Here is a 10,913-nt window from a genome sequence, read left to right on the forward strand (position 1 = left end):
ATAGTGGTTATAGAATTTAAGGAATTGGATTATGTCTGAAATGACCCCTCGCGAAATTGTTCACGAACTTAATCGCCATATCATTGGCCAAGACAAGGCTAAACGTTCAGTTGCCATCGCTCTGCGTAATCGCTGGAGAAGAATGCAACTAGAAGAGAGTCTGCGCGTTGAGGTTACTCCCAAGAATATTCTTATGATTGGTCCAACAGGTGTAGGTAAAACGGAAATAGCGCGTCGTCTTGCTAAATTGGCTAACGCGCCTTTCATTAAAGTTGAGGCGACCAAGTTCACAGAGGTTGGTTATGTTGGTAAAGAAGTTGAAACCATCATTAGAGATTTGACCGATGTAGCAATCAAAATGACTCACCAGCAAGCAATGGAAAAGGTTAAATTCCGCGCGGAAGAGCAAGCTGAAGAGCGAATTCTTGATGCTCTTTTACCACCAGCACGTGATGCTTGGGGACAAAATGAGCAAACCGAGGAAAGTTCTAATACTCGTCAGACTTTTCGTAAGAAATTGCGTGAAGGTAAGTTAGACGACAAAGAAATTGAAGTTGATGTTGCAGCTCCGCAAATGGGGGTGGAAATTATGGCTCCTCCTGGTATGGAAGAAATGACAAACCAGCTTCAAGGTATGTTCCAAAATTTGGCCGGTGATGCTAAGAAAAAGCGCAAGCTGAAAATTAAAGATGCCTTTAAGACGCTGACTGAAGAAGAAGCGACCAAGCTGGTGAATCAGGAAGAACTAAAAGAGCAGGCCATTTTTAACGTTGAAAACAATGGCATTGTATTTATTGATGAAATCGACAAAATTTGTAAGCGTGGTGAAAGTTCTGGTCCGGATGTATCTCGCGAGGGTGTTCAAAGAGACTTGCTACCACTGATTGAGGGCAGTACGGTTTCAACTAAGCATGGTATGGTGAAGACGGATCATATTCTGTTTGTTACCTCAGGTGCATTCCAAGTAGCTAAACCTTCAGATTTAATCCCAGAGCTGCAAGGTCGTTTGCCTATCCGTGTTGAGCTTGAAGCGCTGTCTAGCGATGATTTCAAACGTATTCTCACTGAGCCAAAAGCGTCACTGACTGAGCAGTATGTTGCTCTAATGAAAACCGAGCAAGTGGACATTGAGTTTACTCAAGATGGCATTGCTCAAATAGCTGAAGCTGCTTGGACGGTGAATGAAACGACGGAAAATATTGGTGCTCGCCGTCTGCATACTGTTATGGAGCGTTTAATGGATGAGATTTCTTTTGAAGCGACAGACAAAGCTGGCTCAAAGATGACCATTGATGCGCAATACGTAAAAGAAAAGCTAGGCGATACCATAGAAGATGAAGACCTGAGCCGTTTTATCCTCTAGCCTATCTACGCAGCCTTTATTCGCGAGTATAGCCGATCACAAGATCGGCTTTTTCCTTTCCTGTCTCTTTTGATAAAAGTTGCTCTGACTCTCAGTGCTGCTCTCTGACATTTCTTTATCTATGCATCTGTATGGTGAATCGCTATAGTGGATTGATATTCATAGTGTAAGGAAACCGTATGTCGCCTTTAGAATCTCACTACCCACTTGATGATTTTATCGAATTTCCGGCTGAGGAAATGTCTGCTCGCGCTAAGAAAAATTATCAGCAGCTAAAACGTCGCCACTCTATTCGTAAATTTTCAGACCGATCTGTTGCTAAAGACATTATCGAAAACTGTATACGCGCCGCAGGGACGGCTCCAAGTGGTGCGAATCACCAGCCATGGCATTTTGTTGCCATTCACAGCGGTCAAGTGAAAGGGCAGATTAGACAAGCTGCAGAAGAGTTAGAGCGAACGTTTTATCAAGGACGAGCGGGTCAAGAGTGGCTAGATGCATTAAAGCCATTAGGTACCGATGCGGATAAGCCATATTTGGAGAAGGCGCCTTGGCTAATCGCTGTATTTTCGAAGAAAAAAGGTGGGTTGGCTAATGATGGTGAGCAGGCGAACTACTATGTGCATGAATCGGTAGGGATTGCGACTGGCTTCCTGATCCAAGCGCTACATAATGCAGGGCTGGCAACGCTAACCCATACTCCTAAACCCATGAGCTTTTTGACTGGTATATGCGGTCGCGATCCAGATGTTGATAGACCATATATGTTAATAGTGACGGGTTATCCAGACAAAGACGCTACCATACCAGAGCACGCATTAAACAAAAAAGCGCTTGAAGACATCGCCACTTTTATTGAATAGGAGTGGCGAGATTAAGTTCCTTCATCTCTGCACCCCATGTATAAGGGGCGCAGGTTTATACTTTGTTACAACATGATAATAAATATTACCGCCAAGACTGAGACCAAACCTGCAAAGGCATAACAGGCTATCTTACCAGTCAATCCAGCATGGATCTTGAGGTCGTGCATGCCATGATGAATACGATGCATCGCATGCCACATGGGTAGAGCCAAAGTCGCGATGATAAATAACCCTCCTATCAAGCTGCTACTAAAGCCTTTGACGCGTTGATAATCTAATGCCTCTGAATCAATGACTCCCAAGGGAATCAAAACTCCCAACACAAGAATAGTGACTGGAGTCACCATGGCAAACCATGTTCCTCCGGCGCCAAACAAGCTCCACCAGATTGGTTCATCGGAGCGTTTTGGAGCAGTATTTACTGAAAAATTCGGCTTCATAGTCAAGGCTCCTTAAATCACAACAAGTATAATTAGGGAAATAAATATCACGGCTGCCCACTGAGCCATTACGATAAGCTTCTTGTCGATCAGTTTGCCTTTGAGCCGAATAGGCACTACTTGAGGCATCATGCTAAAAAAGGTTTGTGCATGGAAAAGGCTGCCGATCAACGCAATAATATTAATCAAAATAACAATAGGATTGGTCATAAACTCAAGCCATGCTTGCCATGATTCAGGGCCTTTCACTAGCGAGCCTAAGCCAATCAGCAGAAAAATAGTAAATATAACCAAGGGCACAACGGTTGCTTCTCTTAACATATAGAAGCGGTAGAAGGGGTGACTTTTCCACCAAGTTGGGGTCATCTCTCGGACATAAGGTTTTCGATTACTCATCCTCAGGCCTCCTTCGCTGTTAATTTGCCATCGGGTTTAAGCATTGCAATAACAAAATCCATCGATGATTCGACCTTGCCTTGGTTGACTGCGGCCGCAGGATCGACGTTTTTGGGGCATACTTCAGAGCAATAACCGACAAAGGTACATCCCCAAGCTCCGTTGGCACCATTAATCATAGCCATACGCTGATTTTTACCCTTGTCTCGGCTATCTAGGTTATAGCGATGGGCTAAAGTGAGTGCCGCAGGTCCGATAAACTCAGGGTTGAGGCCAAATTGAGGACAGGCCGCGTAACATAATCCGCAGTTAATGCATCCTGCAAACTGTTTATATTTGGCCATTTGCTCTGGGGTTTGTTTATTGGTTCCATCTTCAGGTTGACGGTCATTGCCAATGATATACGGCTTTATTGCTTCGAGTCGTTCGATAAAAGGCGTCATATCGACGATCAAATCTTTTTCAATTGGGAAGTTAGCCAATGGTTCAATTTTGATGCCGTCTGGGTAGTCACGCAAAAAGCTTTTACATGCCAGCTTTGGCACTCCGTTAACCATGATGCCACAAGAACCGCATATCGCCATTCGGCATGACCATCGATAGGAGAGATTTTTATCCAAATTATCTTTGATGTAACCGAGCGCATCTAAGGTAGACATGGTGTTATCAAAGGGAACATCAAAGCTTTGCCAGTGTGGCTTTGTGTCTTGCTCAGGATCGTATCGCAAAATCTCTACTTTTTGGATTCGATTTTCAGACATTAGAAGCCCTCCTGTACAGATTTTTCATTTTCTTGTGCTGCCGCTTTTTCGGCTGCTTCGCCATACAGACGAGCTTTGGGTTGTGATTTGGTAATAGTGACGTCACTGTAATCAATTTGAGGCTCTGAGTTTTGGTGGTAAAAAGCGAGTGAGTGCTTTAAAAAATGGATGTCATCTCTTTCAGTGCATCCATCGTCGAGGCGCTGGTGGGCGCCTCGCGACTCTTTGCGTAATATGGCTGAATGCACCATGGCTTCAGCTACCTCTAAGCCATAGCCAACTTCAATTGCATACAGCAGGTCGGTATTAAATACTTTTCCTTTGTCTTTTATACTCACACGTTTGAAGCGCTCTTTGAGCTCGGCAATCTTATCTATGGTTACTTGCATCAAATCATGTTGACGGTAAATGCCGCAGCCTGCTTCCATAGCATGGCCCATTTCATTGCGTATTTCGGCCCAGTTCTCATCACCTTCTTGGTTGATTAAGTCGTTTAGGCGCTTTTCAATAGATTGAACTTGTTCAGATATGGATGCTTGGTTCCAATCTTTGAAATTGGTCGCATGTTTGGCTGCTTGCTCACCAGCAACCCGGCCAAATACGACGAACTCAGCCAATGAGTTAGAGCCGAGACGATTTGCGCCATGAAGCCCTACTGATGCACATTCACCAACAGCAAATAAGCCTTTAATCCGAGTTTCGCAGTTTGGGTTTGTCTCGATTCCACCCATAGTGTAATGGACGGTTGGACGGATAGGTATTGGCTCTTTTGCTGGGTCAACATTGACATAAGCTTTAGCGAGCTCACAGATAAAAGGTAATCGCTCTTGAAGGTAATCTTCGCCCAAGTGGCGTAGATCTAAGTGGACGACGTCTCCAAGAGAGTGCTTGATGGTGTTGCCTTTTTGCTGCTCATGCCAAAAGGCTTGTGAAACCTTGTCGCGAGGACCCAGCTCCATGTATTTGTTTTTGGGCTGGCCAATAGGCGTTTCAGGCCCCATGCCATAGTCTTGCAGATATCGATAACCATCTTTATTGACTATAATCCCTCCTTCACCACGACAACCCTCAGTCATTAAAATACCTGTACCAGGTAAGCCTGTTGGGTGGTATTGGACAAACTCCATATCTCGCAATGGCACACCGTGGCGGTAAGCCATCGCCATACCATCCCCAGTCACAATACCGCCGTTAGTATTGCAGTGGTAAACACGGCCAGCCCCGCCTGTGGCTAATACAACAGATTTGGCTTTGATGGTGATGAGTTCACCTTCTGACATCTGAATGGCAACCAATCCTTGTATTTCATCTTGATCGACAAGCAGATCGACAACAAAGTACTCATCTAACCTTCTAATATTTTTGTACTTAATTGAGGTTTGAAATAGGGTGTGCAGCATATGAAAGCCAGTTTTATCGGCCGCAAACCAAGTTCGTTCGACTTTCATGCCGCCAAAGCGTCTTACGTTGACTTCACCGTCTGCTTTACGACTCCAAGGGCAACCCCATTGCTCCATTTGGATCATTTCGCGAGTTGCATTTTCTACAAAATATTCAACGACATCCTGTTCACATAACCAATCTCCGCCTCCTACGGTATCGTTGAAGTGGTTATCTAAGCTGTCTTCATCCTTGATAACTGCTGCTGAGCCACCCTCTGCCGCCACTGTATGTGAGCGCATAGGGTAAACCTTAGAAATCAGTGCAATGTCTAAGTCTGGGTTTGCTTCAGCGGCTGCAATGGCAGTACGAAGACCGGCGCCGCCTGCACCAATGACTGCGATATCTGTGGTGATGGTTTTCACAGTTACCCTCCGGTAGGAATCGGCGGAGTGAACCGCCTGTTATTGTCAATAGAGAAAACCTTAAAAAGGCTAGGGTTAGTGTAAAAGACACGCATAAAGCAAATATTGATGTATTTAGGTTTTTGCTTCAGTAGTCAGGAGGTTTGAGTGAAAAATGCGCGTAATGTGAGGGCTGTCACGGCATACTTTTACTTCACTTTTTCATTTCCAAGATACGCTAAGGTTGAATAGAAAAAGCTAAGGCTAACCTTTTTCTTGTCGGCGAGATAAATTATGTGTTGATTGTTAGTCATCAAAACTCGCTTACAAGTGGCCTCAACTTGCAAATTCAAGCAAAGATGATAGTTTCCCATCTCACTTTATACACATGAGTAGTCAGACATGCACACACCTTGGCAACCTGCGGCGTCGCTTGAGCTGCTTAAATTGAGGGCCAAATTATTTGGTCAGATACGTCAGTTTTTTGCTGATCGTGCAGTATTGGAAGTGGATACCCCAGCCTTAAGTCATGCCACAGTAACAGATAGGCATTTGCATACTTTCAAAACTGAATTTGTTGGTCCCAATTATGCCAATGGGCAAGCTTTGTATTTGATGACTAGTCCAGAATTTCACATGAAACGCCTATTGGCCTCTGGAAGCGGATGTATCTATCAGATTTGTAAAGCGTTTAGGAATGAAGAAAGCGGACGTTACCATAACCCCGAGTTTACTATGTTGGAGTGGTATCGTGTTGGCTTTGACCATCATCAGTTAATGGATGAAATGGATGAGCTACTTAAAGCGACTCTCAAAGTAAAATCAACCTACCGCATGACATATCAGCAGGCATTTCTGAGCCAATTAGATGTATGTCCATTAGAAGCTTCGATGACTGAGTTAAAAGAAAGTGCGTATGCTCTAGGACTTGGTGATATTGCCAAGGACGAGACAAATCGAGACACACTACTTCAGTTGCTATTTAATCTTGGTGTTGAATCTCAGATTGGTCAGGAGCAGCCAGTGTTTATCTATAACTTTCCTGCATCACAAGCGGCATTGGCTAAAATTAGCCCGCAAGACCCTAGAGTTGCTGAGCGATTTGAGGTCTATTTTAAAGGGGTAGAACTGGCGAATGGTTTTCATGAGTTAGATAGTGCTGCTGAACAGCTAAAGCGCTTTGAAGATGATAATCTTATGCGACAATTTTTAGGCCTTCCCGCACAGCCGATTGACTATCGATTACTTGAAGCGTTAGAGGCTGGTTTGCCTCTGTGCGCAGGTGTTGCTTTGGGCATAGACCGGTTAGTGATGTTGGCAAATCAGGTTAATCACATTGAGCAAGTATTGGCTTTTCCTTTCGATAGAGCGTGATTCTACAGCTTATGTCTCGCTAAGCGAGGACATCCTCGTTATACTGCCAGTCTAAATTTACATTTCAGAGCCGCTGTCGATTAGCGGCTCTAGTATCGAAGAGCGCAGGACATGCAAGAGTACATCGCATTTTTTCAAGAAAATATGATCCTTTCTTTGGTTTGGGTAGGCATATTGATTGCCCTTATCATGAACATAATGAAATCAAGCACAGCAGCTTATAAAGAAATTACCGCCTCACAGACCACATATTTGATGAATCGAGAGCAAGGCGTTGTGGTTGATATTCGCAGTAAAGAAGACTTCAGAAAGGGGCATATTACGGACGCAGTTCACATTTTACCTTCTGATATTAAATCAGGTAACTTGGGTAAACTTGAAAATCAGAAATCTAACCCAATTATCGTGGTATGCCAGACAGGCCAATCATCGCAAGAAAGTGCGAATCTTCTTGCAAAAGGTGGATTTGAAAATGTTAGTCTACTTAAGAATGGTCTTATTGCTTGGAATGAAGCAAATCTCCCCTTGGTGAAAGGCAAAAAATAATTTTCAATAGTTTTAGACGTTGCTTGATATCGTAGCGTTTGTTTGAGAGGCGCGGGCTCATAATTATCACTGAGCTAGTGAGTCAACCTCTCTGTAAGTCTAAAGTAGACAACTCGATTACAAAGGATTTTAAAATGGCTGAAGCAGCACCACAACAAGAAGCTCAAAATTTCGCAATTCAACGTATCTTTCTAAAAGATGTGTCTTTTGAAGCGCCTAACTCTCCAGGTATGTTTCAAAAAGATTGGCAGCCAGATGTAAAGCTTGACCTAGATACTCAAAGCCGTGAGCTTGGTGAGGGAGTTTACGAAGTGGTACTTCGCTTGACGGTGACAGTTAAAAATGCTGAAGAAACGGCATTTTTGTGTGAAGTTCAGCAGGGTGGTATCTTCACAGCAGAAAAAATGGAATCAGGTCAGCTTGCTCACTGTTTAGGTGCGTTCTGCCCGAATATCCTTTTCCCATATGCGCGCGAAACTATTTCAAGCCTAGTGGTTAAAGGTACTTTCCCGCAGCTAAACCTTGCGCCTGTTAACTTTGACGCCTTGTTCATGAACTACTTGCAGCAGCAAGCTCAAGAAGAAGGTAAAGCGGAAGCTTAATCATCAAAAACGATTAAAGGGACAAAAAGCCCTAACGTTGAATAAAATGCACAGAGCAATCATGTCGATATGCACTGTGCATTTTTCATTTGCGACGTACAATATTGCTTAGCTTCTGATAACCTATTTACTATCAGGATAAGTATTTAACTTAACGACCCAAGTCTATGGCGTCATAGTCTTCAATAGGACTCAGGTACACTCATGACAGATACACACAGCATGAATAACGACAGTAAAAATATAGCCATGGCCGTACTTGGTGCGGGCTCTTATGGAACATCACTCGCGATATCATTGGCACGAAATGGTGCGAATGTGTTGCTGTGGGGGCATGATCCTGAGCATATGGCACGCTTGCAATCTGATCGAGCCAATCATGCCTTTTTGCCAGGAATAGAATTCCCTCCGTCTCTGATAATAGAGCCTGATTTGGCAAAGGTGGTAAAAGCTAGTCGGGACTTACTTGTTGTCGTACCAAGCCACGTATTTTCTGATGTTCTGACTAAAGTTCACCCTCACCTCCGCTCTGATTCTAGATTGTGCTGGGCAACCAAAGGACTTGAACCTGAGACAGGGCGTTTGCTTCAAGATGTTGCCACAGAAATTATTGGCGATACCTATCCTTTAGCCGTTCTATCTGGGCCGACGTTTGCCAAAGAGTTAGCAATGGGAATGCCTACAGCAATATCCGTTGCTTCACCTGACCAAGACTTTGTTACGGATCTTCAAGATAAGATACATTGCAGTAAGACCTTTCGTGTGTATGCCAATAGTGATTTTATCGGTATACAGCTAGGGGGCGCGGTTAAGAATGTGATTGCAATTGGTGCTGGCATGTCTGATGGGATAGGCTTTGGTGCCAATGCTCGCACCGCCCTGATCACCCGAGGGCTTGCTGAGATGACTCGACTTGGCATGGCGCTTGGAGCTCAGGCGGAGACGTTTATGGGCATGGCGGGACTTGGTGATTTGGTTTTGACCTGTACCGACAATCAGTCTCGTAACCGCCGTTTTGGGCTGGCATTAGGAGAAGGTAAAGGGGTGCAAGTGGCACAGGATGAGATTGGTCAGGTAGTTGAAGGGTATCGTAACACTAAAGAAGTATGGTTGCTGTCAAAAAGGGTGGGGGTTGAACTGCCAATCGTTGACCAAATATACCAAGTGTTGTATCAAGGTAAAGATGCGCACCTTGCTGCAAGGGATTTGCTTGCTCGTGATAAAAAAGCCGAAGCCTAAATCTGGGCAATATTAAGCTTCAAGGCGCCTTGTAGTAGTCAGATGTAAGGTTTAGAAATGAAACATTGTGAGAAACAGAAAGTTTGGCAAGCGGTGGTAAGGGAGGCTCGTGATTTATCCGAGCAGGAGCCCATGCTAGCCAGCTTTTATCATGCGACCATCATTAAGCATGACAGTTTGGCTTCGGCGTTAAGTTACATCCTAGCCAATAAACTTAATACGGCTTCGATGCCTGCAATGGCTGTCCGTGAAGTGATTGAAGAAGCCTTCAGTGCTGATCATTCTATTATTGAAGCTGCCGCTTGTGATATCTGTGCGACGGTCAATCGTGATCCGGCTGTTTCCATGTATTCAATGCCTTTGCTTTATTTGAAAGGCTACCATGCACTGCAAGGGTATCGCGTGGCGAATTGGCTATGGAAACAAGGACGAGTTGCTCTTGCGACCTATTTGCAGAATCAAATTTCGGTGGCTTGTCAGGTGGATATTCATCCAGCGGCGCGTATAGGTCAGGGCATCATGCTCGATCACGCAACAGGCATTGTGATTGGTGAAACTGCTGTTGTCGAGAATGATGTATCAATCCTTCAAGATGTTACATTAGGTGGTACTGGCAAAGCTTGTGGTGATCGACACCCGAAAATACGTGAAGGCGTCATGATAGGTGCAGGAGCCAAAATTCTTGGCAATATTGAAGTTGGGGAAGGGGCTAAGATTGGATCTTGCTCTGTGGTGCTACAACCTGTGCCACCACATACAACTGCTGCTGGTGTGCCCGCTAAGATCGTGGGTAGGCCCAAAACCGATAAACCATCGCTTGATATGGACCAGCAATTTAATGGACGTTCACAAAGCTTTGTGGGTGGTGATGGTATCTAAACGACCATATTAATTCGATAAAAAAGGTTGGTGCTATGCCAACCTTTTTGATCTTGCTTATGCCAGAGCTGTCAGCTCTGCAAGTACTTCTTCTGCCCACTCTACCCAGGCTTGGCGCACGAGTAGGTTGCGACGAAGTGTTAAGCGCTCAAGACGCTGCTGTTTGTCGAGAGTTGCAGGTTTAGAATAGTAAGCGCTTTCAATCTCTTTGTAATGCGAGACAAGCTTACGAGATTCCTCGACCAGTTCAGCAAGTTGTTGATGGTAAGGTGCTGAGGGCTGCACAGCGCATGCCATCAATTTAGCACAGAACTCATCGCGAACGGTTGGATGAGCTGTTGGTTGATCGAACCATTCTCCGAGTGCGACTCGTCCCGCATCTGTGATTGAATATACTTTGCGGTCGGGTTTGCCTTCTTGGGGCTCAAGTACGCAAGTAACGAGTTTGTTCTGAGCCATTTTGTTGAGCTCACGGTAAACCTGTTGATGACTTGCTTTCCAAAAGTAGCCAATGGTGGCTGAAAATTCTTTGGTGATATCATATCCAGTGGCATCGCGTGTGCTTAGAACTGTTAGGATAACGTGTGGTAATGACATGTCTTTAATCCAAATGGTCAAATAAATACTAATAACTGCTTTGCTACTGTTGTGCTTCTTTGGCAC

At 44.5% G+C, this 10,913-nt stretch carries 12 protein-coding genes; 7 read left to right on the top strand and 5 right to left on the bottom strand.

The window, feature by feature from the left end; translation table 11 throughout:
- Window positions 1-31: 31 nt before the first annotated feature.
- Both hslU and FIV01_RS01010 read left to right on the top strand, forming a co-directional pair.
- Window positions 32-1,363 (top strand): ATP-dependent protease ATPase subunit HslU, encoded by a 1,332-nt coding sequence (gene hslU / locus FIV01_RS01005; RefSeq protein ID WP_152429351.1) that lies wholly within the window; start codon window positions 32-34, stop codon window positions 1,361-1,363.
- 179 nt (window positions 1,364-1,542) lie between these two features.
- The gene (locus FIV01_RS01010; RefSeq protein ID WP_152429352.1) at window positions 1,543-2,226 is read left to right on the top strand and encodes a nitroreductase family protein; all 684 of its coding nucleotides are present in this window, start codon (window positions 1,543-1,545) and stop codon (window positions 2,224-2,226) included.
- 65 nt (window positions 2,227-2,291) lie between these two features.
- Here FIV01_RS01010 and frdD read toward each other — a convergent pair whose 3' ends face one another.
- Genes frdD through frdA form a run of 4 tightly spaced genes read right to left on the bottom strand, consistent with a single transcriptional unit; the run spans window position 2,292 to window position 5,631 of the window.
- Complete coding sequence (gene frdD, locus FIV01_RS01015) at window positions 2,292-2,669, bottom strand: fumarate reductase subunit FrdD (RefSeq protein ID WP_152429353.1); 378 nt, start codon at window positions 2,667-2,669, stop codon at window positions 2,292-2,294.
- Window positions 2,670-2,681: 12 nt separating this feature from the next.
- Entirely contained in the window at window positions 2,682-3,065 is a 384-nt protein-coding gene (frdC, locus tag FIV01_RS01020; RefSeq protein WP_152429354.1) for a fumarate reductase subunit FrdC, read from the bottom strand.
- Window positions 3,066-3,067: 2 nt separating this feature from the next.
- Entirely contained in the window at window positions 3,068-3,826 is a 759-nt protein-coding gene (locus FIV01_RS01025) for a succinate dehydrogenase/fumarate reductase iron-sulfur subunit (protein ID WP_152429355.1), read from the bottom strand.
- Window positions 3,826-5,631, bottom strand: a complete 1,806-nt coding sequence (frdA, locus tag FIV01_RS01030) for a fumarate reductase (quinol) flavoprotein subunit (RefSeq protein ID WP_152429356.1) — start codon at window positions 5,629-5,631, stop codon at window positions 3,826-3,828. The genes FIV01_RS01025 and frdA overlap by 1 nt, the downstream gene beginning before the upstream one ends.
- Before the next feature lie 381 nt (window positions 5,632-6,012).
- Here frdA and epmA point away from each other — a divergent pair, with 381 nt between their 5' ends.
- The 5 genes from epmA to cysE all read left to right on the top strand — a co-directional run bounded on the left by epmA (window position 6,013) and on the right by cysE (window position 10,250).
- A complete protein-coding gene (gene epmA / locus FIV01_RS01035) occupies window positions 6,013-6,984 on the top strand; it encodes an elongation factor P--(R)-beta-lysine ligase (RefSeq protein WP_152429357.1) in 972 nt (323 codons plus the stop codon).
- A gap of 111 nt (window positions 6,985-7,095) precedes the next feature.
- Window positions 7,096-7,530, top strand: a complete 435-nt coding sequence (locus FIV01_RS01040; RefSeq protein WP_152429358.1) for a rhodanese-like domain-containing protein — start codon at window positions 7,096-7,098, stop codon at window positions 7,528-7,530.
- Between the two features lie 134 nt (window positions 7,531-7,664).
- On the top strand, window positions 7,665-8,132 hold the full coding sequence (gene secB, locus FIV01_RS01045) for a protein-export chaperone SecB (RefSeq protein ID WP_114785983.1): 468 nt from the start codon (window positions 7,665-7,667) through the stop codon (window positions 8,130-8,132).
- Between the two features lie 204 nt (window positions 8,133-8,336).
- Entirely contained in the window at window positions 8,337-9,371 is a 1,035-nt protein-coding gene (gpsA, locus tag FIV01_RS01050; RefSeq protein WP_152429359.1) for an NAD(P)H-dependent glycerol-3-phosphate dehydrogenase, read from the top strand.
- Window positions 9,372-9,428: 57 nt separating this feature from the next.
- Window positions 9,429-10,250: a serine O-acetyltransferase gene (gene cysE / locus FIV01_RS01055; RefSeq protein ID WP_152429360.1), complete on the top strand. Its 822-nt coding sequence runs from the start codon at window positions 9,429-9,431 to the stop codon at window positions 10,248-10,250.
- Window positions 10,251-10,307: 57 nt separating this feature from the next.
- Here cysE and FIV01_RS01060 read toward each other — a convergent pair whose 3' ends face one another.
- Window positions 10,308-10,847: a PadR family transcriptional regulator gene (locus FIV01_RS01060; RefSeq protein WP_114785986.1), complete on the bottom strand. Its 540-nt coding sequence runs from the start codon at window positions 10,845-10,847 to the stop codon at window positions 10,308-10,310.
- Between the last annotated feature and the right edge of the window lie 66 nt (window positions 10,848-10,913).

Source organism: Vibrio aquimaris (assembly GCF_009363415.1).
Classification (GTDB): domain Bacteria; phylum Pseudomonadota; class Gammaproteobacteria; order Enterobacterales; family Vibrionaceae; genus Vibrio; species Vibrio aquimaris.